Consider the following 22,478-nt stretch of genomic DNA (forward strand, 5'->3'; position numbering starts at 1 on the left):
ACACTCGGGCGAGATGAGAATCTTATCAACACGCATTGAATGAAACTTTCATCTGCGCCCGGTGTTAAACACTGAGTTAAATATAGATCACTCTCACAGGTCCGCTTTCAGAATTGGGCAAAAAATGAGCAATAAGCAGCAAAAGTCGTTGAATTAAGAACATTCCGCAAGGGATTAATAAGGCAGGGATTTAAGCAGAGCACGGCGGCTGCCGTGCTCCGGGAAGGGATTAATGCTCGCGGGTTTTGCGGAACTGAATATCCGGATAACGTTCGTGCGCCAGGTTCAGGTTAACCATGGTTGGGGCGATATAGGTGAGGTTATCACCGCCATCGAGCGCCAGCTGAACCTCGTTCTTACGCTTGAACTCTTCGAATTTCTTCACGTCAGAACACTCTACCCAGCGCGCCGTCGCCACGTTGACCGATTCGTAAATCGCTTCAACGTTGTACTCGCTCTTCAGACGGGCAACCACCACGTCAAACTGCAGCACGCCCACGGCGCCGACAATCAGATCGTTATTGGCGATAGGACGGAATACCTGCACCGCCCCCTCTTCCGACAGCTGAACCAGCCCTTTCAGCAGCTGTTTCTGCTTGAGCGGATCCCGCAGGCGGATACGGCGGAACAGCTCCGGTGCGAAGTTCGGAATACCGGTGAACTTCATCATCTCACCCTGAGTAAAGGTGTCGCCAATCTGGATGGTGCCGTGGTTATGCAGGCCAATGATGTCGCCCGGATACGCCTCTTCCACGTGGGAACGGTCACCGGCCATAAAGGTCAGCGCGTCGGAGATCACCACATCTTTACCGGTACGCACCTGGCGCAGCTTCATGCCTTTTTCATATTTGCCGGATACCACACGCATAAAGGCTACGCGGTCGCGGTGTTTCGGGTCCATGTTGGCCTGAATCTTAAAGACGAAGCCGGTGAACTTCTCTTCGCTGGCAACCACTTCACGGGAGTCGGTATTACGCGGCATTGGCTGCGGCGCCCACTCCACCAGACCGTCCAGCATATGGTCCACGCCAAAGTTACCCAGCGCGGTACCAAAGAAGACCGGCGTGATTTCACCGCTCAGGAACAGCTCTTTATCAAATTCGTGGGAAGCGCCTTTGACCAGCTCCAGCTCTTCACGCAGCTGTTCTGCCAGCTCTTCGCCCACAGCCGCGTCCAGATCCGGGTTATCCAGCCCTTTAACGACGCGCACTTCCTGAATGGTGTGACCTTTACCGCTCTGGTAGAGGTAGGTTTCATCTTTGTAGAGATGATAAACGCCTTTAAACAGCTTACCGCAGCCAATTGGCCAGGTGATTGGCGCACAGGCGATCTTCAGCTCACGCTCCACCTCATCCATCACCTCCATCGGATCGCGGATGTCACGGTCGAGTTTGTTCATGAAGGTGAGGATCGGCGTGTCGCGCAGACGGGTAACTTCCATCAGCTTACGGGTACGATCCTCAACGCCTTTTGCGGCATCGATCACCATCAGACAGCAGTCCACCGCCGTCAGGGTACGGTAAGTATCTTCGGAGAAGTCTTCGTGCCCCGGGGTATCGAGCAGGTTCACCAGGCAGTCGTGATACGGGAACTGCATTACGGAGGTGGTAATCGAGATCCCACGCTGCTTTTCCATCTCCATCCAGTCCGATTTTGCATGCTGGCTGGAGCCACGGCCTTTTACCGTACCGGCGGTCTGGATCGCCTGTCCGAACAGCAGCACCTTTTCAGTGATGGTGGTTTTACCGGCATCCGGGTGAGAGATAATGGCAAAAGTACGGCGTTTCGCCACCTCTTGCAGATAAGGAGACAACGTCATAATTCAATCTTCTTTAAAAAGCGCGGCAGTGAGCCGCGCATCATGAATACGAAAATGCGGCTATTTTACCCATCAATGGGGGGCAGGCAATCAATGTTTACACAGGAGTTGCTCCAGTTCGCTCAGGGAGGTCACGGTCCAGGTCGGTGTGATCCCCTCCGGCAGGGTGCGGTTGTGCGCGTTCAGCCAGCATGTGGAGAGCCCGGCGTTCATCCCACCAAGGATATCCGACTCCGCCGTGTCCCCCACCATCAGCACTTTCGCCCGGTCAGGGTTTCCGGCCTGGGCCAGCGCATAATCAAAGATTTGCGGGGCCGGTTTTGCCACGCCCACCTGTTCTGAAATCACCAATAAATCAAAGTAGTCACGGAAACCGGTCCGCTCAAGGCGGATCTGCTGGAGCGCGGTAAAGCCGTTGGTAATGATCCCGAGCTTCGCCTTGCCTTTCAGGGAGGCGAGCAGCGACGCGGCGCCCGGCAGCGGAGCGCAGATTTCAGCCATTGCATTAAGGAAGGCGTCGTTCAGATCGCCTGGCGGAACGTTCAGGCGCTCCGACCACCCCTGAAAACGCTGGTGCTGCAGCTGTAACGCGGTGATCGCCCCGTTCTGGTAATCCACCCACAACGGTTTATTCACCATCTGGTAAGCCTGGAAATCTTCAGCAGTAAAGGTCACGCTGTAGTCGAGAAACATCCGCTGTAAGCCGCCGTACGAATCGAAGGTAAACAGCGTTTCATCGGCGTCAAAGAAAATCCAGTCCCAGTTCATTGTTACAACCTTTTTAGTTATCCAAGCGGCAGAGCCATGATGATGGCGTCTTCACGTCCTTCTGCGGTGGGGTAATAGTTACGGCGGATCGTCGCCTCATTGAAGCCCAGGCTTTCATAGAGTGCGATGGCGGCGACGTTCGAGGCCCGTACTTCCAGCCACAGCGTGAACACGTCTCGGGCTTCCAGCTCGAGAATTAAATGTTCCAGCAGTTCTCTGCCCAGCCCACGGCGCTGGAAAGCAGGATCCACAGCGATGTTAAACAGCGTCGCTTCATCCAGAACGACCTGCGTGATGGCAAATGCCGCCAGCTGGTTATCGACATCCAGCCGATAGTTCAGGTAACGCTCACCCTGGTTGCTGGCAAAGGTTTTTTCACTCCACGGAAAGGCGTGGGCGCGTTTTTCGATCTCAAAAGCCTGCGCTAAATCAGTCGTCGTGAGGGAAGAAATTGTGTTCATGTTCGCAGATTTGTTTCCACAGCGCGCGACGTGCCGCCGGGTTTACGTTAAGTTCGTCCAGCGCCGGAGAGGCCATACTCGCCCCCTCCAGAGCAATCTCTTCTCTTACGCCAAGCTGCCAGCTGTTGCAGCGGCTGCCCTCGGGTAGCATGGCCACGCGATCGGGCGTCAGTTGCAGCACCTGATCGGCACTCAGCCTCAGCGCCCGCAGTACGTCGGCGATCAGCGGCTCGTTCAGCGCGGGCAGGCTCTGCGCCACCATCACCAGACGAATATGCGCCGGGAGCGAGATAGCGATTTCGCCCTGCAAGGCCGCCGGGCGGCGCAGCGCCCACTGGGTGATGCCCAGTTGCTGTAGTTGCCTGTCTCGTCGGGATGCCATTGCGAAAACTCCTGTCTGTCAGGCGCGCAAATATAGCAAATGTGTCGAATCTGCGCCATCTACCTACTATAATCCCCGCCTGTGTTTATTGAGGAACAATTCATGTCTGCATTTACCCCGGCAAGTGAAGTCTTGCTGCGTCACAGTGATGATTTCGAACAAAGCCGTATTCTGTTTGCCGGAGATATGCAGGATGACCTGCCTGCCCGTTTCGAGTGCGCCGACAGCCGTGCGCACACCCAGCAGTATCACCACTGGCAGGTCCTGAGCCGTCAGATGGGTGAGCGCGTCCGTTTCAGCCTGGTGGCTGAGCAGAGCGACGTGGCCGACTGCGATACGCTGATCTACTACTGGCCGAAGAACAAACCCGAAGCCCAGTTCCAGCTGATGAACCTGCTCTCCCTCCTGCCGGTGGGTTGCGATATCTTCGTGATCGGTGAAAACCGCAGCGGCGTGCGCAGCGCCGAGCAGATGCTGGCGGAGTACGTCACGCTGAACAAAGTCGACAGCGCCCGTCGCTGCGGCCTGTACCATGGCCGTCTGGACAAAAAACCGACCTTCGACGCGGAAAAATACTGGGGTGAATATCAGCTGGATGGCCTGACCATCAAAACCCTTCCGGGCGTCTTCAGCCGCGACGGTCTGGACGTGGGCAGCCAGCTGCTGCTCTCCACTTTTACGCCGCACACCAAAGGTAAAGTGCTGGATGTCGGCTGTGGCGCAGGCGTGCTCTCCGCGGTCCTCGCAAGCCACTCGCCGAAAGTGCGTTTAACCCTCACCGATGTGGGCGCATCCGCCATCGAAGCCAGCCGCGCGACCCTTGCGGCCAACGGCATTGAGGGCGAAGTTTTTGCCTCCAACGTCCTCTCCGACGTCACCGGCCGTTTCGATATGATTATCTCCAACCCGCCATTCCATGACGGTGTGGAAACCAGCCTCGAAGCCGCGCAGACCTTGATTCGTACCGCGGTACGCCATCTGAACAGCGGCGGTGAGCTGCGCATCGTGGCGAACGCCTTCCTGCCGTACCCGAAAGTGCTGGATGAAGTCTTCGGCTTCCACGAAGTGCTGGCGCAAACTGGCCGCTTTAAGATCTACCGCGCCATCATGACCCGCCAGGCGAAGAAGTAACGTCTCCCGCTGGCCTGAGCCGCCCGTTCAGGCCATTTTTGCAGCAAATAATAACTCCCGCACAATTATCTGTTGACGAAAAGCTGAAAACATCTAGAATGCGCCTCCGTGGTTACGATACTTTTACTGTATCGATGGTCTGCGAAGGTGGCGGAATTGGTAGACGCGCTAGCTTCAGGTGTTAGTGTCCTTACGGATGTGGGGGTTCGAGTCCCCCCCCTCGCACCAATAACCATGATTGATATTGCTCGCACTGGGCGAAGGTGGCGGAATTGGTAGACGCGCTAGCTTCAGGTGTTAGTGTCCTTACGGATGTGGGGGTTCGAGTCCCCCCCTCGCACCAACGAGGCGATATCAAAAAATAAGATGACTGTGCGAAGGTGGCGGAATTGGTAGACGCGCTAGCTTCAGGTGTTAGTGTCCTTAGGATGTGGGGGTTCGAGTCCCCCCCCTCGCACCAATTATCTTATCTCTCCTGCTTTTCTCTCTTCTTCTCCCGTTAGTTCAGATTCATTACCAGCACCCACATTCCCGCAATCAGCGCAACACATGATGGCAGCAGCACGAAATGCCGCAGTTGTTTATGCCAGATCATGGCGGATGAAATCAGCAAGCCCGACGCGATAATGACTTTCCAGACCGCTAACGACAGATCGGTACACGCCAGCCCGGCCATGACCATCCCCGGCAGTATCACGCCCCATCCACTTCCCAACGCTCTGCTCAACATGATTCGTCTCTCAAATCGATAATGATAACCAATATCATATGATAGATTTTCTCATTTGTCAGCGTTAAGGCCGGATGTGTAAAAAGCCTTGCGCACGGTTTTATCTATAGTTAGGATTGGCAATCATTATCATTTAGATTTTTATCCAGCTAACTTATGGCCACACGTTCCGCACACGCTGTTGAGAATATTATCTGGCAAACGCCGCTGTCGACCAGGCCTTCAGGGCTTGCGGACGCGATGCGTGACGCTATCGGTCAGACGCGTGCCTATCTGCTGGATGTCATCAAGCTGGACGAACCCCATCCTCATCACGCCATGACGCTGGCGCAGTGGCAGCGTCCTGCCGAACTGCAGTCTTTGCTGGCGACTTACTCCGATCATATTTACCGCAACCAGCCCACGATGGCGCGGGAAAACAAGCCGCTGCTGTCGCTGTGGGCACAGTGGTATATCGGGCTGATGGTTCCACCGATGATGCTGGCCCTGCTGACCCAGGATGTGGCGCTGGATATTTCCCCGGAACATTTCCACGTTGAGTTTCACGAAACCGGACGCGCGGCCTGCTTCTGGATCGACGTTCAGGAAGACAGCCAGGCAACCTCGCTGTCGCCCCAGCAGCGTATGGAAATGCTGGTGACGCGCGCCCTGGTCCCGGTGGTTGACGTGCTGGAAGCGACGGGTGAGATCAACGGCAAACTTATCTGGAGCAATACCGGCTATTTAATTCACTGGTATCTGACCGAAATGAAACCCCTGCTGGGGGATGAGAAAGTGGACGCGCTGCGTCAGGCGATTTTCTTTGCCCGCCAGCTCTCCGATGGGCGTGACAACCCGCTTTACCGCACCGTTGTTCCACGCGACGGCCTGCTGGTGCGTCGTACCTGCTGTCAGCGCTATCGCCTGCCGGACGTTCAGCAGTGCGGCGATTGCACGCTGAAGTAGTTTGTCAGGTCCAATAGATGAAAACGGCAACCCGAGGGTTGCCGTTTTGCTTTTATTACGCGACCTGCTGACTTTCTTCTTCTGCACGCTGGGCCTCTTCGGCCTCCTGCGCCAGCAGCTGCTTCTCGTAGACCTTAAAGAACGGGTAGTAGATGATGGCGGAAACCATCGCTAACAGCAGGACCAGGATCGCCGCACGGAAATCCCAGCCCAGCGCCCAGGCAGCCCCCACCGGCGCAGGAGCGGTCCAGGGAACCACCGAAATCACGCGACCAATTAGATCCAGCTTCATCGCCGCCCACGCCAGCACCGCGTTGACCATTGGCGCCAGCAGGAACGGGATAAAGAACACCGGGTTCATCACGATAGGCGTCCCGAAGATGACCGGTTCGTTGATGTTGAAAATACTCGGCACCACGCTCAGCCGTCCAATAGAACGCAGGTGCGCCGAACGGCTACGCAGATAGCAGAACACCAGCCCCATCGTCGCCCCGGAGCCGCCAATCACAATGAAGAAGGTCCAGAACGCCTCCATAAAGATGTGCGGCAGCGGCGCGCTTTGCGCCAGCGCGGTCTGGTTCATCCCCAGGTTGGTGAGCCAGAACATCTGCAGCATACCGGAGACAATCGCCGCCCCGTGGATACCTGCAAACCACAGCAGGTGACCAATCAGCACCGCCAGCAGGATCGCCGGCAGCGAGTCCGCCGCGGAGACCAGCGGTTTAAAGATGGCCATGATCGCCTGCGGGATCAGCATGCCAAACTCAGACTGAATGAACAGGCTCAGCGGATAGAGGGTGAGCACCACCACCAGCACCGGGATCAGCAGGTCGAAGGAGTTCTTGATCATCGGCGGCACCTGGTCGGGCAGGCGAATACCGATGTTGTGCGCCTTCAGAAAACGCATCATCTCCACACAGTAGATTGCCACCAGAATGGCGGTGAAGATCCCCGTCCCACCGAGGCTATCCACCGGCAATGCGCCTTTAGTTTTTGGCGCGGCGATCAGCAGGAAGGCCATCAGCGACAGCATGGCGCACATGAAGGGGTCGAGCTGATGCGACTTAACGTAGTGCTTGCCGAGGTTGTAGGCGATAGCGGCACAGATATAGAGGGACATCACGCCCATCGTCATATCGAAGGGGGTGAGGATCTGGCCTTCAAACTGTTTTGCCATATCCAGCCAGGCGCGGGCAAAGCCCCATGTGGTGTCCGGCGAAAACGGCGGGTAAGCAAACACTAATAAGAACGAGCCAACAATCATAAACGGCATCGCGGAGATAAAGCCGTCACGGATCGCCATCACGTGACGCTGAGAGGAGATGCGTCCGGCAATGGGGCTGACATAGTTTTCAACAAATCGGAATATCAGGTTAAACGCAGCATGGTTGGCAGACATAACGGCTCTCCTGTCAGACGATCGTTTCGGGCGCTGTGACGCCGCACGGTGTTCCATATACCACTTTCACCACCTTGCTGGTTCGCTTACCAGCGGTACTGCTCAAACGGATAGGTTTCATAATCGACTCTTATTATTGGATACAGGGGAAGTGACGTAATCAGTATTAATCTCCATATCATGGTCTGCAACCGGTTACTGTAACCGGTTTCCGTGATTGTGAAGAGGATCCAGAAATCGCTGATATAAGAAGTGTGTGACCTGGTAAATATTTACAGAGCATAATTTCTTATGACCGACTACACAGAGTATTTTCTGCAGGAAACAATGAGTTTGCAGTCTGTGCGCCAGTTTTTTGCTGACCACGCCCCGGATGTTGAAGTCATCGAACTGGGTCAGAGTACCGCTACCGTTGCGCTGGCTGCCGAGGCCCACAATGTCGCGCCGGGTCAGATAGCGAAAACGCTGTCGCTAAAAATTAAAGATGAGATGATCCTCGTGGTTGCCAAAGGCGATGCGCGTCTTGATAACAAAAAGCTGAAGCAGACGTTTGGCGCAAAGGCCAGGATGCTGAGCAGTGACGAGGTGGTGACAATCACAGGGCATCCTGTGGGTGGCGTCTGCCCTTTCGGACTGGAAACGCCGCTGGCGGTCTATTGTGACATCTCGCTAAAACAGTATGCGGAAGTGCTGCCCGCTGCCGGTGCGATCCACAGCGCGGTCCGTATTTCTCCGGAAAGAATGGCCGAACTTACTCAGGCAACATGGGTAGACGTTTGCCTGTAAGTCCCGCGCCAGAACCGTTCTGGCGCAGACTTTCGCATGGGCTATGAAAAGTGCTGGGACATGAAGCGCGAGTTGCGGGGATCCGGGACGGGAAAATGCGTCAGGATGTCCGCCGCGTGCAGTAATCCCACGTCGGAACGCACACCGAGCTTAATCATGGCATTAAATTTATGCGCACGAATGGTTTTGATGTTGCGATCGAGCCGGGTGGCGATTTCCGGGATGGAGAAGCCGCACGACATAAACTGCAAAATGGCGCGCTCGGTTGGGCTCAGCAGTCTCCCACGATGGATATTCCAGTGGTTATTATGACTGTCATTGACCCGTCGGTTCTCACTCAATATTTTGCTGAGTTGCTCCTGCAGTTCGGCGAGTGGCTCAGATTTGAGAATGACGCCATGCAGGCGTGACGGCGAAAGCTGATTAATCAGGCTCGCTTCTGCCTCATCTGATGCGAGCACAATTCGCTGAATCATGCCGTACGTGGTGGCCACTTCCTTAATACAGACCAGGCAATTACGCCGTTCTTCCCGCTCATCCGAGAGTGAATAAATTAACGACGTGTATGGAACAAAACTAAGTGATGACTGGAAACTATTAATATTATTAAAAAGGTGGACTTCATAACCTTTAAGTGAGGGACTGGCAAAAAGATGCTTCAGCCCCATAGCACTCATCATGCACTTTTCGACGATAGCGATATGTCTTTTTGGCGCGCTCTTTTCCATTCGTCTTGCTCTCCATAGGCAGAGAATAAACTCAGCTCTTTCATTCCCTTAGTGCTGTTAATCCACGCGTACATTTCGGCATTACTCGTTAAAGCAAGTCTTCTCATGGCACTGTTTTTTTGCGCGCTTACCGTTTTATTACTCTTTTTCAGCAATGCGGCGATTTGATTAATACCCCAACCTTTTCCCAGTAAGCGTAATACTTTACGCTCTGAGAAGGTCAACATGACTTCGTCCTGATTGTCATATAAATCATCTGGATCGGGGATTAATAGCGTCTGGCTAATACGTTCAGCGTTTTCACTACCCGCCCGGATAGCCTTAACCACACTTTCGATGGGCTCCATGTTGGATAGCAAAGTGCTTTCTGGACGCATTAAGTGCTCAACAGCGAGGGGGTAAATTGCCCGAGAAACCAAAAATATCCAGTGAATATCCCGATACTGATTTTGTAATACGTGATACTGATTGCAAATATTACGCGAATTACGCTGTTCATCTGAAATATCAACGATGACCACGCCTGCACGACGCAATTGAAGAAGCGTCAGCTCTTCATGGGTCCGACAGTATGAACGATCGTAGTCCGGGAAATAGCGAGACATAATGCTGCCGAGGCCGGTCTGCATTATGGGTGACTTTCCAATTATTATTACACTCTTACAGATCAATGACGGCATTTTCGCTCCGAATCCATTCATACGTTCATTCCACGTCTTTCATCCAATTGAAATACCTGTTTGTCTAACAGGGCGACGTAAAAATGTAATGTCTTTCCTTTTCTATTAGCTGAACGAAATGAGATTGCGATAAGAATCAGCATCACAAATGTATACACCGCCAAAACGGCATTAATATCGCAAAATAACGCCGCAATGTTAACCCCTGGCGCGCGATATTTTTAAAAAGAGCAAATTAGATATTCTAAATATAAATTAAATAAATATGTAAATATAAAATGCATAGAAATTAATAATTAATCAGCTGAACGTAATACCTGTTTACAGCACTAATCTGCTTAAACCTTGATCTGGCCCAGAGCAAACGCCACCGGGTTGTGTGCTAAAAGTAGACATTCCGGCTATCCACTCGTCACTCTCTCCTCAGGGCAACAGATGCAGGCAGATCAATCCTCACAACGCGCCGTTACGCGACTGTGTATTCAGTGCGGCCTTTTTTTATTGCAACACGGTGCCGAAAGCGCCCTGGTCGAGGAGCTCTCTACCCGACTGGGGCTGGCCCTGGGGATGGACAGCGTAGAGAGCTCCATCTCCTCTAACGCGATTGTGCTGACCACCATTAAAGCGGGCCAGTGTCTGACCTCAACGCGTAAAAACCACGATCGTGGGATCAACATGCACGTCGTCACCGAGGTGCAACACATTGTGATCATGGCGGAACACAAGCTGCTGGATGCGCAGGGCGTCGAAAAACGCTTCAGCCAGATCAAGCCGCTGCGCTATCCACGCTGGCTGGTGGCGCTGATGGTGGGTCTCTCCTGCGCCTGCTTCTGCAAACTTAACAACGGCGGCTGGGACGGCGCGATGGTGACCTTTATCGCCAGCACCCTCGCCATGTACGTGCGTCAGGTGCTGACAGGCCGGCATCTGCACCCACAAATTAACTTCTGCATCACCGCCTTTGTCGCCACCACGGTCTCCGGCCTGCTGCTGCGGCTGCCGGGCTTTGCCACCACCCCGACCATCGCCATGGCCGCCAGCGTACTGCTGCTAGTGCCGGGCTTTCCGCTGATTAATGCCGTGGCCGATATGTTCAAAGGCCACATCAATACCGGCCTTGCCCGCTGGGCGATAGCCAGTTTACTCACCCTCGCCACCTGTATTGGGGTGGTGATGGCCATGACGTTATGGGGGCTTCGCGGATGGGCGTAATCGATTTTCTCTGGGCGCTGGCCCAGGACATGATGCTGTCGGCCATTCCGGCAGTGGGCTTTGCTATGGTGTTTAACGTTCCTCATCGCGCCCTGCCGTGGTGCGCGCTGCTGGGGGCCATTGGCCACGGCTCACGCATGACGATGATGACCGCCGGGCTGAATATCGAATGGTCGACCTTTATGGCCTCGATGCTGGTGGGCAGCATTGGGATCCAATGGTCGCGCTGGTATCTGGCCCATCCGAAGGTCTTTACCGTTGCGGCGGTGATTCCGATGTTTCCGGGCATCTCTGCCTATACCGCAATGATTTCGGCGGTGAAAATTAGTCACTTTGGCTACAGCGAAGCGCAGATGATTATGCTGCTGACCAACTTCCTGAAAGCCTCGTCCATCGTCGGCGCCCTCTCAATAGGGCTGTCGATCCCCGGACTGTGGCTCTACCGCAAACGCCCCCGGGTTTGAGAGTTGTGTTCTCCCGCTGCCGTGGTGATAATCCTCTGCTCTCATGTGGCTAAGTAAGGAGCAGATGTGTCTAACCCCGGCAGCGAAAACGCGGAAAACGGCGACGGCTCCCGCCTGAAAGACAAAATCTTCCTCAGCGCCCTCTCGCTGTTTGCCGAGTACGGGCTTAACGGCGCACGTATGGAGCAGATCGCCGAGAAAGCGGGCACCACCAAACGGATGGTGGTGTATCACTTTAAGACCAAAGAGAACCTCTATCTGCTGGTGCTGGAATATGTCTACACCCAGATCCGCGCCAGTGAAAAGCAGCTCAGTCTGGATGCAATGCCGCCCGTAGAAGCGCTGGTGCAGCTGGTGGAAACCACCTTTGACTATCATGCCGACCATCCGGACTACATTCGCATTATCTGCATGGAGAACATGCAGCGGGGCCGGTTTATGCAGCAGTCGGCCTTGCTGCGACAGGTGAACCGCAGCGCGCTGGATCTGCTGGAAACCATCCTCAAACGCGGCAAAGAGAAGCAACTCTTTAACCAGACGGTGAACGCCCGGGATCTGCACCGCCTCATCAGCAGTTTCAGCTTTCACTATGTGGCTAACAGCTATACCTTCACCCTGCTGTTTGAGGATGGCGCCGATGAACAGGCCCAGCGGCAACACTATCGAAAAATGGCGGTTCAGGTTGCCTTGCGTTATACCTGTCCTTAGCGCAAACAACCCTGAGATAAGGAATCCACCATGTCTTTAGAAAAAGTTGTCTATACCGCCAAAGCCAAAGCCACCGGAGGCCGTGATGGCCGCGCCACTTCGTCCGACGGCGTACTGGATGTCAAACTGGGCGTCCCCAAAGAGATGGGCGGCGCGGGCGGTGAAGTGACCAACCCGGAACAACTGTTCGCGGCGGGCTATTCAGCCTGTTTTCTCGGCGCCATGAAATTTGTGGCTAACCGCGACAAAATCACTATGCCGCAGGACGCCTTTATTGAGGGCGAAGTGGGGATCGGGCCGCTACCAACCGGGTTTGGCATCGAAGCGAAACTGAATATTCACCTGCCGGGAATGGACGCCGATGAGGCGAAAAAGCTGGTGGATGCGGCGCACATTGTCTGCCCGTACTCTAACGCCACCCGCAACAATATCGATGTGACGCTGAATATTATCTCCTGATTTTTCAGGGGGTCAGGGAGCGGGTTTCAGACCCCTGCCTGCCCCCTCCTCTCTGTGCTACCATAAGCCCATATCTCGTCCGCAGTAACTCAGTAGAGAAGTATTATGTCCTCCAGAATCCTGACCACCAGCGTCACTGGCATTGATGCCTTTATGCACGATCCCCGCGGCGTGCTGTCCAGGGCGCAAGGCGGTACTGTCGCCGTTTTCGCCGACAATGCACCGGCTTTTTACGCCATCACGCCGCAGCGTCTGGCCGAGCTGCTGGAGCTGGAAGCGCGCCTGTCGCGCCCGGCCAGTGACGTCACTCTGGATACCCAATTCTTCGAGGAACCCACCAGCGCGCCGGTGGCAGTGCCGATGGGCAAATTCGCCATGTATAACGGCTGGCAGCCGGATCCCGACTTCCAGCGTCAGGCGGCGCTGTGGGGCATTGCCCTCACTCAGCCTGTCGCCCCGGAAGAGCTGGCCGCCTTTACCGCGTACTGGCAGGCGGAAGGGAAAGTCTTTCACCATATTCAGTGGCAGCAGAAGCTGGCGCGCAGCGTACAGATCAACCGGGCCAGCAGCGGCAACCAGGCCAGACGCGATGTGAATACCTTTTCAGAACCGGATAAACAGATCCCCCACGGATTCCGAGGTGCCAAATGAAAGAGTTCGGCGAACTGATGAAACGTCTGCAGAAGATCATGCCCGCTAACGTCAAACCGGCCTTTACCACTGGTGAAGAGTTGCTGGCGTGGCAAAAAGAGCAGGGTAAGATCCGCGCAGCAGCGCTGGCACGGGAGAACCGCGCCATGAAGATGCAGCGCACCTTTAACCGCTCCGGCATTCGTCCTCTGCATCAGAACTGCTCCTTCGACAACTACAACGTCGAGACCCAGGGACAGCTCCAGGCGCTGCAACAGGCGCGCCAGTACGTAGAAGAGTTCGACGGCAACATCGCCAGCTTTATCTTCAGCGGCAAGCCGGGCACCGGCAAAAACCATCTCGCGGCGGCCATCTGCAACGAGCTGCTGCTGCGGGGCAAATCGGTGCTGATCATCACCGTGGCTGACATCATGTCGGCGATGAAAGATACCTTCAGCAACCGGGAGACCAGCGAAGAACAGCTGTTGAACGATCTGAGTAACGTCGATCTGCTGGTGATCGACGAAATCGGCGTGCAGACCGAATCGCGCTATGAAAAAGTGATCATCAACCAGATTGTCGATCGTCGCTCCTCCTCCAAGCGCCCGACCGGCATGCTGACCAACCATAACGTTGAAGAGATGACCCGTCTGCTGGGCGAGCGGGTGATGGATCGCATGAAACTCGGTAACAGCCTGTATGTGATTTTTGACTGGGAAAGCTATCGCAGCCGCGTTACCGGTAAAGAGTATTAGGATATTTACCCAAGTTCTGCGCTGTCGCGAGGTTTATACTGGCTGCCACTCCCCCCGGCGGGCAATCGACAGAGTAGGTCTTATGAAAACACATTTTCTTCTTAGCGCCGCAGTCAGCGCCCTCCTGATGACGGGTGCAGCCCAGGCGGCCTCCTCCTGGCAGGATACGCTTAACAGTGCCGCCAGCCAGCTCAGCGCGGGCAGTGGCAGCAACAGCACCGCCACAACGTCCCAGAACGGTGGCCTCTCCCTCTCCTCGCTCACCGGTCTGCTCAACAATGGCGGCCAGTCGCTCTCTGCCAGCAACATGAATAACGCGGCCGGGATCCTCGAGTACTGCGCCAAAGAGAAGCTGGCCTCGATGACCGACGCGACCAACATTAAAAATCAGGTGCTGGGTAAGCTGGGTCTCGACACCCAGGAAGAGCAGCAGCAGGACACCAACTATCTGGAAGGGATCCAGGGTCTGCTGAATGCCAATAACGGCGAACAGCTGAATCTGGAAACCATCGGCAACTCGCCGCTGGCGAAGAAGGTCAAAGCCCAGGCCTGTGATTTTGTCCTGAAACAGGGCATGAGCTTTATCTCTTAATCCCCGATACGCCGCGACGACTGCCGCGGCGTTTCTCCCCTTCCCCGCAGAAAGCGACGCCCGTCAAACATTCGATTTTCTAAACCAAATCCTAACAACAGCACAATTGCGTGACACTACAATTGCAGCTTGATGGCATCGCCATTACATTGGATCACCCAAAAATTAAACAGTTAATCCGCCGATCGGCGGATGCCTTTGTTGAGGATAAGCTGTTGTCAGAATTCATTTCTATTGCCCTGTTTATCGCCTCGGTTGTTATCTATTCCCGCAAAGCGGGTCGTAACACGTGGTGGTTTGCCGTCACCCTTCTGGTGCTGGGGCTGTTTGTCGTACTGAACATTACTCTCTACGCCAGTGACTACTTTACCGGCGATGGCATTAACGATGCCGTCCTCTATACCCTGACCAACAGTCTGACCGGCGCCGGGGTTAGTAAGTACATACTTCCTGGTATTGGCGTGGTGGTTGCGCTGGTGGCGGTATTTGGCCTGCTGGGCTGGATCCTGCGCCGCCGTCGCCATCATCCGCATCACCTCGGCTACAGCCTGCTGGCGCTGGTGTTGGCCCTCGCCTCGGTGGATGCCAGCCCGGCGTTTCACCAGATCACCGAGCTGGTGAAATCCCAATCCCGCGATGGCGATCCCGACTTTGCGGCCTATTACAAAGAGCCGGGTAAAACCATTCCGAACCCGAAACTCAACCTGGTCTATATCTATGGCGAGAGCCTGGAGCGCACCTACTTTGATAATGACGCCTTCCCGGATCTCGCGCCGGAGCTGGGTGCTATCAAAAATGAGGGGATCGATTTTAGCCACACCGCGCAGCTGCCCGGCACCGATTACACCATCGCCGGCATGGTCGCCTCCCAGTGTGGCATCCCGCTGTTCGCCCCGTTTGAAGGCAACGCCTCGGCCTCGGTCTCGAGCTTCTTCCCGCAGAATATCTGTCTCGGCGATATCCTGAAAAACTCCGGGTACGAGAACTATTTCATGCAGGGTGCCAACCTGCGTTTCGCCGGGAAAGATGTGTTCCTGAAGTCCCACGGTTTTGACCATCTGTACGGTGCAGAAGAGTTAAAAACCACCGTCGCGGATCCGACCTACCGTAACGACTGGGGCTTCTATGACGATACGGTGCTGGATGAAACCTGGAAAAAATTCGAGGCGCTGTCACAGTCCGGCAAACGCTTCTCGCTGTTTGCCCTGACGGTGGATACGCACCACCCGGATGGCTTTATCTCCCGTACCTGCCAGCGCAAGAGCTATGCCCTTGAGGGCAAACCCAATCAATCCTTCAGCGCGGTGGGCTGTAGCCAGGAGCACATTGCGGCGCTGATCGAAAAAATCAAAGCCTCGCCGTACTTCAAAAACACGGTGATCGTGGTTTCCTCCGATCATCTGGCGATGAAAAACACCGCCTGGGATGCGCTGAACAAACACGACCGCAGCAACCTGTTCTTTATCCTGCGTGGCGATAAGCCGCAGCAGGAGGTGATGGCCGTGAAGCGCAACACCATGGATAACGGCGCAACGGTGCTGGATATCCTCGGCGGGGATAATTTTATCGGCCTGGGCCGCAGCAGCCTCTCCGGGCAGTCGCTGTCTGAAGTGTTCCTCAACATGAAGGAAAAAGTGCTGGCGTGGAAACCGGACGTCATTCGCCTGTGGAATTTCCCGAAGGAGCTGAAAGAGTTCACCATCGACAGCCAGAAAAATATGATGGCCTTCTCCGGCAGCCACTTCCGCCTGCCGCTGCTGCTGCGCGTTTCCGATAAGCGGGTCGAACCGTTGCCGGAAAGCGAATACTCCGCTCCGCTGCGCTACCAGCTGGCGGACTTTGCCCCGCGGGATAACTTCGTCTGGGTTGACCGCTGCTACAAGATGGGTCAGCTCTGGTCGCAACCGCTGGCGCTCTCCACTGACTGGTGTGTTTCTCAGGGCCAGTTAGGCGGCGAGCAGACCGTGCAGCATGTCGATAAAGCGCAGTGGAAGGGCAAAACGGCCTTTAAAGATACGGTGATCAGCACCGATCGCTACCAGCGCAACGTCGATATGCTCAAGGTGTCCGACAATGACATTCGCTACAAGGCTGACAGCTTCGTCTTTAACGTGGCCGGTGCGCCCGAAGAGGTGAAGAAGTTCAGTGGCATTTCGCGCCCGGAATCCTGGGGACGCTGGTCCAACGCCCAACTGGGTGATAAAGTGAAGATCGAATACAACCAGCCGCTGCCGGCGAAATTCGATCTGGTGATCACCGCCAAAGCCTGGGGGCCGAACGCCAACAAACCGATTCCGGTACGCATTGGTGATAAAGAGCAGACCCTGACGCTGGGGAATGAGGTTACTACCACGACGCTGCATTTCGACAACCCGTCGCACAGCAGCACGCTGGTGATTGTTCCGCCTGCACCGGAATCCACCAACGAGGGGAATATTCTCGGCCACTCTCCGCGCCAGCTGGGGATCGGTATGGTGGAGATCAAAGTGGTGAACGCGGAAGGGTAATCGAAGGAGAGTGCCGGGTAGCGCTGCGCTTACCCGGCATGGGAAACCGTAGGCCCGTGCAAGCCAAGCGCCGCCGGGCATAAAAAGCGCCCTGCCTGAACAGGGCGCTTTTTTACATCAGAAGGTTTCCCAGTTGTCACCGCTGTCGGCAGCGGCTACTTTGCGCGTTGCAACGGGTGATACCACGGTTTTCACCGCCGCGTGTGAATGGGCTTTCTGCTGCTCCTGCTGAATGCGGAACACCGCCACTGCCTGAGTCAGACGGCTCGCCTGCTCTTCCAGTGCCGCCGCTGCCGCCGCAGATTCCTGCACCAGCGAGGCGTTCTGCTGGGTGACGCGATCCATCTCGGCCACCGCCAGACCCACCTGGTCGATCCCGCGGCTTTGCTCGTCAGAGGCTGAGGCGATCTCACCCATGATGTCGGTCACGCGGGTCACCGCGCTGACGATTTCACCCATGGTCTCACCGGCGCTTTCCACCAGCGTGGAACCCACTTCGACGCGACCCACGGAGTCTTCAATCAGGCTCTTGATCTCACGTGCCGCCTGGGCGCTGCGCTGGGCCAGGTTACGGACTTCACCCGCTACCACCGCAAAGCCACGACCCTGCTCACCGGCACGCGCCGCTTCTACCGCCGCGTTCAGCGCCAGGATGTTGGTCTGGAAGGCAATACCGTCGATCACGCTGATGATGTCAGCAATCTTCTGGGAACTTCCGGCGATGTCACGCATGGTTTGCACCACGTTATCCACCACTTTGCCGCCTTTCTGCGCGGTTTCGGATGCGCTCAGCGCCAGATGGCTCGCCTGGCGGGCGTTCTCGGCGTTCTGCTTCACGGTGGCGGTCAGCTCTTCCATGCTGGCTGCGGTCTCTTCCAGCGAGGCCGCCTGCTGCTCGGTACGGGAGGAGAGATCGTTGTTACCCATGGAGATTTCGCTCGCGCCGCTGTAGATGGCGTTAGCGCCATTACGCACGTCGCCGACGGTACGCATCAGTTCAGCCTGCATGTGACGCAGCGTATCGGCCAGCTGGCCCATCTCGTTAGAACCTTCCACTTCGATGCGTTTCACCAGATCGCCGCTGGCGATATGACGAATGCTGTCAGTCAGACGGTTCAGCGGAGAGATCAGGGCGTGACGGATACCCAGCCACACGCCGACAATCACCACCAGCACCAGGATCAGCACGCTAAGCAGGATCCAGAGGGCCTGGCTGTAAGAGCTGTTGCTGTCGTCCACGGCGGTCTGATACAGATGATCGTTCTGCTGCAGATAGTTAACGTACTGCTTCTCAAAGCCATCCTGGTAGCTCTGGGTCGGCTGATCGAAGAACTCATTGATCTTGCCTGCGCCCAGCAGCTGGATCAGTTCGGCCAGCGCACCATGATAGATATCGTAGTTACGTTTGATTTCCAGCGCGGCGCCTTCACTCTGACGCGGGTCACGCGGCAGGGCTTCGTACTCCGCCCAGCTTTTTTCCGCCTGCTTCAGTGAAGCAGCAGCAATCTGCATCAGATCGTTCACGGTGGCACCGCTACCGATGTTGTTCTGATCCATCATGTAGCGGATGCCCGCGCGGTTCAGGGTGTTACGGGTTTGCAGCAACGCTACCCAGCTGCTGTTAAGCGTGGATTGTTGCTGACGAATGGTTTGCAGGACGGTGAAGTTTTCTTTGTCATGCTTCAGGGCATTAAAGAAAAGGCCACCGGATGTGAGCTGTAATAAGCCAAAAATAACTAATACCAGCAATAAGCTAGTAACAATCTTGATACGATTTAACATGATTTCTCATTCCACCAGACAGGTACAGAATTTTCGGCCTGGAATGGGAAAACTTTACGGAAATTGTGTTGATGACCGCAGCGATCTACTCCTCTTCCTGGCTGTTAACCTGCCCATCGCCCAGCGCAATAAACTCCTGTAGCAGGGCCGTCAGCTGCTGCATTTTCTCCGGCGTGTACCGCGCCTCAATCTGCTGATAGGCCTCTTCCACCTGCGCCTGGGCGCGTTCATACAGGGCGTTCCCCTCTTTGGTGAGCGAAACATAGAGCTTGCGCTGGTCGTTGAGCGGCTTTAAGCGCAGCACCAGCCCGTCACGCTCCATACGCGTCAGGATCCCGGTCAGGCTCGGGCGCAGAATACAGGTGCGGAAGGCCAGGTCATGAAAATCCATCGACGGATGTTCCGCCAGCACGCGCACGATCCGCCACTGCTGCTCCGTCAGATTCTGCTGCTTGATAATCGGGCGAAAAAAGGTCATCGCGGTTTCCCGCGCCTGGAGTAGTGCGATAGTTAACGAATCGTGCATGGCGCTCCCACCTCAACATCATTAATAACGAAACAATCAATGCATAACGCTCTCTCTGCGCACCAGCGGCGCGACTGAAAAGTCTAACAGATATCACATTAAAATATTAAGTAACTGATATATATGATTAATATATCGTAAATGTAAATTTATTGTTATCACTATCACAAAATATTCACTTCTGTTTGCCAAACACCCAGTGAGGGGCTAAAACCTAATCATTAACATATTAATGAACTCAAAACCCGTAACCCGGGCCAGAGGAGAAAGTGATGAAAGGTACTGTTTTCGCGGTGGCACTCAATCACCGTAGCCAGCTTGATGCCTGGCGTGACGCATTTAACCAGCCCCCATACAACACGCCACCGAAAACCGCCGTCTGGTTTATTAAACCGCGCAATACCCTGATCCGCGCCGGTGATGCCATCCCGCATCCTGAAGGGGAACAGGTACTGAGCGGTGCCACGGTGGCGCTGATTGTCGGCAAGACCGCGAGCAAAGTCAGCCCTGAAGAGGCCGCCGACTACATTGCCGGGTACGCGCTGGCAAACGAGGTAAGCCTGCCGGAAGAGAGCTTCTACCGCCCGGCGATCAAAGCCAAATGCCGGGACGGCTTTTGCCCGCTGGGTGAACTCGCCGCCGTCGACAACGTGGATAACCTGACCATCATCACCGAGATCAACGGCCGCGAAGCAGACCACTGGAACACCGCCGATTTGCAGCGTAACGCCGCTGAACTGCTGAGCGCCCTGAGCGAGTTTGCAACGCTCAACCCCGGCGACGCGATTCTGCTCGGCACTCCGCACTCGCGCGTGCCGCTCCAGCCAGGCGACCGCGTGCGCATTCTGGCAGAAGGCTTTCCGGCGCTGGAAAACCCGGTTGTCAATGAACGCGACGTCGCCATCGCTCAGGGTGCACACCCTCACCCCACGCTGTTTGCCCTCGGCCTGAACTACGCCGATCACGCCAGCGAGCTGGACTTCAAGCCCCCCACCGAGCCACTGGTGTTTATCAAAGCGCCGAACACCTTTAACGGTGACAACCAGACTTCGGTGCGTCCGGACAACGTCGAGTACATGCACTACGAAGCGGAGCTGGTGGTGGTGATCGGCAAAACCGCGCGTAAGGTCAGCGAAGCCGAGGCGATGGACTATGTCGCGGGCTATACGGTCTGCAACGACTACGCCATCCGCGACTACCTGGAAAACTACTATCGCCCCAACCTGCGGGTCAAAAGCCGCGACGGGTTAACCCCCATCAGCCCCAACATCGTGCCAAAAGCGGCCATTCCTGACCCGCATAACTTAACCCTGCGCACCTTCGTCAATGGCGAGCTGCGCCAGCAAGGGACCACGGCCGATCTGATCTTCAGCATCCCGTTCCTGATTGCTTACTTAAGTGAGTTTATGACCCTGCAGCCGGGGGACATGATCGCCACCGGCACGCCAAAAGGGCTGGCCGACGTGCGCCCGGGGGATGAAGTGGTGGTGGAAGTGGAAGGCGTTGGCCGTCTGGTCAACCGGATTGTCAGCGAGGAGGCCAAATAATGAAAAAGATTAACCACTGGATCAACGGTAAAAACGTCGCGGGTAGCGACACCTTCCACACTACCAACCCGGCTACCGGCGAGGTGCTGGCGGAGGTGGCCTCCGGCGGCGCAGATGAGATCAACCAGGCCGTCGAAGCAGCCAAAGCGGCGTTCCCGAAATGGGCCAACCTGCCGATGAAGGAGCGCGCGCGCCTGATGCGTCGTCTGGGCGATCTGATCGACCAGAACGTGCCGGAAATTGCCGCGATGGAGACTGCCGATACCGGCCTGCCGATCCACCAGACTAAAAACGTGCTGATCCCGCGCGCCTCGCACAACTTCGAATTCTTCGCCGAGGTGTGCCAGCAGATGAACGGCAAGACCTACCCGGTCGACGACAAGATGTTGAACTACACCTTGGTGCAGCCGGTGGGGGTTTGCGCCCTGGTCTCGCCGTGGAACGTGCCCTTTATGACCGCCACCTGGAAGGTTGCGCCTTGCCTGGCGCTGGGTAACACCGCGGTACTGAAGATGTCTGAACTCTCCCCGCTGACCGCCGACCGTCTGGGCGAGCTGGCGCTGGAGGCGGGTATTCCGGCGGGGGTGCTGAACGTGGTGCAGGGCTACGGTGCCACGGCTGGCGATGCGCTGGTACGCCATCAGGACGTGCGGGCCGTGTCGTTCACCGGCGGCACCGCCACCGGACGGCGCATCATGCAGAGCGCCGGGCTGAAAAAATACTCCATGGAGCTGGGGGGCAAATCGCCGGTACTGATTTTTGAAGATGCCGACATCGAACGCGCCCTGGATGCCGCCCTGTTCACCATCTTCTCCATCAACGGCGAACGCTGCACCGCGGGCTCGCGCATCTTTATCCAGCAGAGCATCTACCCGGAATTCGTCAAACGCTTCGCCGAGCGCGCCAACCGCCTGCGGGTGGGCGACCCGACCGATCCGAACACCCAGATTGGGGCGCTCATCAGCCAGCAGCACTGGGAGAAAGTCTCCGGCTATATCCGCCTCGGCATTGAAGAGGGTGCAACCCTGCTGGCGGGCGGCCCGGACAAACCAACCGACCTGCCCGCCCACCTGAAAGGCGGCAACTTCCTGCGCCCGACCGTGCTGGCGGATGTTGATAACCGCATGCGCGTGGCGCAGGAGGAGATCTTCGGCCCGGTGGCCTGCCTGCTGCCGTTTAAGGACGAAGCGGAAGGGCTGCGTCTGGCGAACGACGTGGAGTACGGTCTCGCGTCCTACATCTGGACCCAGGATGTCAGCAAGGTGCTGCGTCTGGCGCGCAATATCGAGGCGGGCATGGTGTTTGTGAACACTCAGAACGTGCGCGATCTGCGCCAGCCGTTTGGCGGCGTGAAGGCTTCCGGCACCGGACGCGAAGGGGGCGAGTACAGCTTTGAAGTCTTCGCCGAGATGAAGAACGTCTGCATCTCCATGGGCGACCATCCGATCCCGAAATGGGGGGTATGAA

At 56.1% G+C, this 22,478-nt stretch carries 23 protein-coding genes and 3 tRNA genes; 16 read left to right on the forward strand and 10 right to left on the reverse strand.

Translation table 11 applies throughout. The annotated features are described in order from the left end of the window. Positions 1-229 precede the first annotated feature (229 nt). The 4 genes from prfC to DVA43_RS14585 form a co-directional block, all read right to left on the reverse strand. Positions 230-1,819: a peptide chain release factor 3 gene (gene prfC, locus DVA43_RS14570; protein ID WP_114315945.1), complete on the reverse strand. Its 1,590-nt coding sequence runs from the start codon at positions 1,817-1,819 to the stop codon at positions 230-232. 90 nt (positions 1,820-1,909) lie between these two features. Next, on the reverse strand, positions 1,910-2,587 hold the full coding sequence (gene yjjG, locus DVA43_RS14575) for a pyrimidine 5'-nucleotidase (protein WP_114315946.1): 678 nt from the start codon (positions 2,585-2,587) through the stop codon (positions 1,910-1,912). A 17-nt stretch (positions 2,588-2,604) separates the two neighbouring features. Then, positions 2,605-3,048: a ribosomal protein S18-alanine N-acetyltransferase gene (gene rimI, locus DVA43_RS14580; RefSeq protein ID WP_114315947.1), complete on the reverse strand. Its 444-nt coding sequence runs from the start codon at positions 3,046-3,048 to the stop codon at positions 2,605-2,607. Next, entirely contained in the window at positions 3,017-3,430 is a 414-nt protein-coding gene (locus DVA43_RS14585; RefSeq protein WP_114315948.1) for a DNA polymerase III subunit psi, read from the reverse strand. The genes rimI and DVA43_RS14585 overlap by 32 nt, the downstream gene beginning before the upstream one ends. A 102-nt stretch (positions 3,431-3,532) precedes the next feature. Here DVA43_RS14585 and rsmC point away from each other — a divergent pair, with 102 nt between their 5' ends. The 4 genes from rsmC to DVA43_RS14605 all read left to right on the forward strand — a co-directional run bounded on the left by rsmC (position 3,533) and on the right by DVA43_RS14605 (position 5,021). Then, positions 3,533-4,561, forward strand: a complete 1,029-nt coding sequence (gene rsmC / locus DVA43_RS14590) for a 16S rRNA (guanine(1207)-N(2))-methyltransferase RsmC (protein ID WP_103823170.1) — start codon at positions 3,533-3,535, stop codon at positions 4,559-4,561. Between the two features lie 141 nt (positions 4,562-4,702). Next, positions 4,703-4,789, forward strand: a tRNA-Leu gene (locus DVA43_RS14595). A gap of 29 nt (positions 4,790-4,818) precedes the next feature. Beyond that, a tRNA-Leu gene (locus DVA43_RS14600) sits at positions 4,819-4,904 on the forward strand. 31 nt (positions 4,905-4,935) lie between these two features. After that, positions 4,936-5,021 (forward strand) — tRNA-Leu (locus tag DVA43_RS14605). A gap of 39 nt (positions 5,022-5,060) precedes the next feature. On the opposite strand, the gene DVA43_RS14610 is transcribed toward DVA43_RS14605, so the two are convergent. Further along, positions 5,061-5,291 carry a DUF1435 domain-containing protein gene (locus DVA43_RS14610; protein ID WP_103178163.1) on the reverse strand — a complete coding sequence of 77 codons (231 nt, stop codon included), beginning with the start codon at positions 5,289-5,291 and terminating at the stop codon, positions 5,061-5,063. Between the two features lie 156 nt (positions 5,292-5,447). Between DVA43_RS14610 and fhuF the strand changes: the two genes are divergently transcribed. Then, positions 5,448-6,236 (forward strand): siderophore-iron reductase FhuF, encoded by a 789-nt coding sequence (gene fhuF, locus DVA43_RS14615; RefSeq protein WP_114315949.1) that lies wholly within the window; start codon positions 5,448-5,450, stop codon positions 6,234-6,236. Positions 6,237-6,291: 55 nt separating this feature from the next. Here the strand turns inward: fhuF and DVA43_RS14620 are convergent, their stop codons facing one another. After that, entirely contained in the window at positions 6,292-7,635 is a 1,344-nt protein-coding gene (locus tag DVA43_RS14620; protein WP_114315950.1) for a PTS sugar transporter subunit IIC, read from the reverse strand. Between the two features lie 327 nt (positions 7,636-7,962). Between DVA43_RS14620 and DVA43_RS14625 the strand changes: the two genes are divergently transcribed. Beyond that, complete coding sequence (locus DVA43_RS14625) at positions 7,963-8,421, forward strand: YbaK/EbsC family protein (protein ID WP_114315951.1); 459 nt, start codon at positions 7,963-7,965, stop codon at positions 8,419-8,421. A 41-nt stretch (positions 8,422-8,462) separates the two neighbouring features. On the opposite strand, the gene bglJ is transcribed toward DVA43_RS14625, so the two are convergent. After that, positions 8,463-9,098, reverse strand: coding sequence for a DNA-binding transcriptional activator BglJ (bglJ, locus tag DVA43_RS14630; protein WP_103823166.1), 636 nt, complete (start codon positions 9,096-9,098; stop codon positions 8,463-8,465). Then, positions 9,098-9,829 carry a response regulator transcription factor gene (locus tag DVA43_RS14635; protein WP_103823321.1) on the reverse strand — a complete coding sequence of 244 codons (732 nt, stop codon included), beginning with the start codon at positions 9,827-9,829 and terminating at the stop codon, positions 9,098-9,100. Before DVA43_RS14635 ends, bglJ begins: the two co-directional genes overlap by 1 nt. A gap of 435 nt (positions 9,830-10,264) precedes the next feature. Between DVA43_RS14635 and DVA43_RS14640 the strand changes: the two genes are divergently transcribed. The 8 genes from DVA43_RS14640 (at position 10,265) to opgB (ending at position 17,156) form a co-directional block, all read left to right on the forward strand. Next, positions 10,265-11,041: a threonine/serine exporter ThrE family protein gene (locus tag DVA43_RS14640; protein WP_103823165.1), complete on the forward strand. Its 777-nt coding sequence runs from the start codon at positions 10,265-10,267 to the stop codon at positions 11,039-11,041. Beyond that, positions 11,032-11,505: a threonine/serine exporter gene (locus DVA43_RS14645; RefSeq protein WP_103823164.1), complete on the forward strand. Its 474-nt coding sequence runs from the start codon at positions 11,032-11,034 to the stop codon at positions 11,503-11,505. The genes DVA43_RS14640 and DVA43_RS14645 overlap by 10 nt, the downstream gene beginning before the upstream one ends. 66 nt (positions 11,506-11,571) lie before the next feature. Beyond that, the gene (locus tag DVA43_RS14650) at positions 11,572-12,213 is read left to right on the forward strand and encodes a TetR family transcriptional regulator (protein WP_114315952.1); all 642 of its coding nucleotides are present in this window, start codon (positions 11,572-11,574) and stop codon (positions 12,211-12,213) included. A gap of 30 nt (positions 12,214-12,243) precedes the next feature. Further along, on the forward strand, positions 12,244-12,672 hold the full coding sequence (locus tag DVA43_RS14655; RefSeq protein WP_103823162.1) for an organic hydroperoxide resistance protein: 429 nt from the start codon (positions 12,244-12,246) through the stop codon (positions 12,670-12,672). A gap of 105 nt (positions 12,673-12,777) precedes the next feature. Next, positions 12,778-13,323 (forward strand): primosomal protein DnaT, encoded by a 546-nt coding sequence (dnaT, locus tag DVA43_RS14660; RefSeq protein ID WP_103823161.1) that lies wholly within the window; start codon positions 12,778-12,780, stop codon positions 13,321-13,323. Then, positions 13,320-14,057: a DNA replication protein DnaC gene (gene dnaC / locus DVA43_RS14665; RefSeq protein ID WP_103823160.1), complete on the forward strand. Its 738-nt coding sequence runs from the start codon at positions 13,320-13,322 to the stop codon at positions 14,055-14,057. Before dnaT ends, dnaC begins: the two co-directional genes overlap by 4 nt. 82 nt (positions 14,058-14,139) lie before the next feature. After that, entirely contained in the window at positions 14,140-14,649 is a 510-nt protein-coding gene (locus DVA43_RS14670; protein ID WP_114315953.1) for a DUF2501 domain-containing protein, read from the forward strand. A 215-nt stretch (positions 14,650-14,864) separates the two neighbouring features. Beyond that, positions 14,865-17,156 (forward strand): phosphatidylglycerol--membrane-oligosaccharide glycerophosphotransferase, encoded by a 2,292-nt coding sequence (gene opgB / locus DVA43_RS14675; RefSeq protein WP_114317149.1) that lies wholly within the window; start codon positions 14,865-14,867, stop codon positions 17,154-17,156. A gap of 117 nt (positions 17,157-17,273) precedes the next feature. Here opgB and tsr read toward each other — a convergent pair whose 3' ends face one another. Then, a complete protein-coding gene (tsr, locus tag DVA43_RS14680; RefSeq protein ID WP_114315954.1) occupies positions 17,274-18,938 on the reverse strand; it encodes a methyl-accepting chemotaxis protein in 1,665 nt (554 codons plus the stop codon). Positions 18,939-19,023: 85 nt separating this feature from the next. Further along, entirely contained in the window at positions 19,024-19,464 is a 441-nt protein-coding gene (gene hpaR, locus DVA43_RS14685) for a homoprotocatechuate degradation operon regulator HpaR (RefSeq protein WP_103178148.1), read from the reverse strand. Positions 19,465-19,736: 272 nt separating this feature from the next. Between hpaR and hpaG the strand changes: the two genes are divergently transcribed. After that, the gene (hpaG, locus tag DVA43_RS14690) at positions 19,737-21,011 is read left to right on the forward strand and encodes a 4-hydroxyphenylacetate degradation bifunctional isomerase/decarboxylase (protein WP_114315955.1); all 1,275 of its coding nucleotides are present in this window, start codon (positions 19,737-19,739) and stop codon (positions 21,009-21,011) included. Next, entirely contained in the window at positions 21,011-22,477 is a 1,467-nt protein-coding gene (gene hpaE / locus DVA43_RS14695; RefSeq protein ID WP_114315956.1) for a 5-carboxymethyl-2-hydroxymuconate semialdehyde dehydrogenase, read from the forward strand. The genes hpaG and hpaE overlap by 1 nt, the downstream gene beginning before the upstream one ends. Position 22,478: the final 1 nt, after the last annotated feature.

The sequence above is a fragment of the Leclercia sp. W6 genome, assembly GCF_003336345.1.
Classification (GTDB): domain Bacteria; phylum Pseudomonadota; class Gammaproteobacteria; order Enterobacterales; family Enterobacteriaceae; genus Enterobacter.

Coding starts and splice junctions, on each gene's coding strand:
- rimI (WP_114315947.1), bottom strand. CDS start 3,048: ATGAACACAATTTCTTCCCTCACGACGACTGATTTAGCGCAGGCTTTT.
- dnaC (WP_103823160.1), top strand. CDS start 13,320: ATGAAAGAGTTCGGCGAACTGATGAAACGTCTGCAGAAGATCATGCCC.
- DVA43_RS14625 (WP_114315951.1), top strand. CDS start 7,963: ATGAGTTTGCAGTCTGTGCGCCAGTTTTTTGCTGACCACGCCCCGGAT.
- DVA43_RS14645 (WP_103823164.1), top strand. CDS start 11,032: ATGGGCGTAATCGATTTTCTCTGGGCGCTGGCCCAGGACATGATGCTG.
- DVA43_RS14635 (WP_103823321.1), bottom strand. CDS start 9,829: ATGCCGTCATTGATCTGTAAGAGTGTAATAATAATTGGAAAGTCACCC.
- bglJ (WP_103823166.1), bottom strand. CDS start 9,098: ATGAGTGCTATGGGGCTGAAGCATCTTTTTGCCAGTCCCTCACTTAAA.
- yjjG (WP_114315946.1), bottom strand. CDS start 2,587: ATGAACTGGGACTGGATTTTCTTTGACGCCGATGAAACGCTGTTTACC.
- dnaT (WP_103823161.1), top strand. CDS start 12,778: ATGTCCTCCAGAATCCTGACCACCAGCGTCACTGGCATTGATGCCTTT.
- DVA43_RS14610 (WP_103178163.1), bottom strand. CDS start 5,291: ATGTTGAGCAGAGCGTTGGGAAGTGGATGGGGCGTGATACTGCCGGGG.
- DVA43_RS14585 (WP_114315948.1), bottom strand. CDS start 3,430: ATGGCATCCCGACGAGACAGGCAACTACAGCAACTGGGCATCACCCAG.
- DVA43_RS14640 (WP_103823165.1), top strand. CDS start 10,265: ATGCAGGCAGATCAATCCTCACAACGCGCCGTTACGCGACTGTGTATT.
- fhuF (WP_114315949.1), top strand. CDS start 5,448: ATGGCCACACGTTCCGCACACGCTGTTGAGAATATTATCTGGCAAACG.
- DVA43_RS14655 (WP_103823162.1), top strand. CDS start 12,244: ATGTCTTTAGAAAAAGTTGTCTATACCGCCAAAGCCAAAGCCACCGGA.
- hpaG (WP_114315955.1), top strand. CDS start 19,737: ATGAAAGGTACTGTTTTCGCGGTGGCACTCAATCACCGTAGCCAGCTT.
- DVA43_RS14620 (WP_114315950.1), bottom strand. CDS start 7,635: ATGTCTGCCAACCATGCTGCGTTTAACCTGATATTCCGATTTGTTGAA.
- prfC (WP_114315945.1), bottom strand. CDS start 1,819: ATGACGTTGTCTCCTTATCTGCAAGAGGTGGCGAAACGCCGTACTTTT.
- rsmC (WP_103823170.1), top strand. CDS start 3,533: ATGTCTGCATTTACCCCGGCAAGTGAAGTCTTGCTGCGTCACAGTGAT.
- DVA43_RS14670 (WP_114315953.1), top strand. CDS start 14,140: ATGAAAACACATTTTCTTCTTAGCGCCGCAGTCAGCGCCCTCCTGATG.
- hpaE (WP_114315956.1), top strand. CDS start 21,011: ATGAAAAAGATTAACCACTGGATCAACGGTAAAAACGTCGCGGGTAGC.
- tsr (WP_114315954.1), bottom strand. CDS start 18,938: ATGTTAAATCGTATCAAGATTGTTACTAGCTTATTGCTGGTATTAGTT.
- hpaR (WP_103178148.1), bottom strand. CDS start 19,464: ATGCACGATTCGTTAACTATCGCACTACTCCAGGCGCGGGAAACCGCG.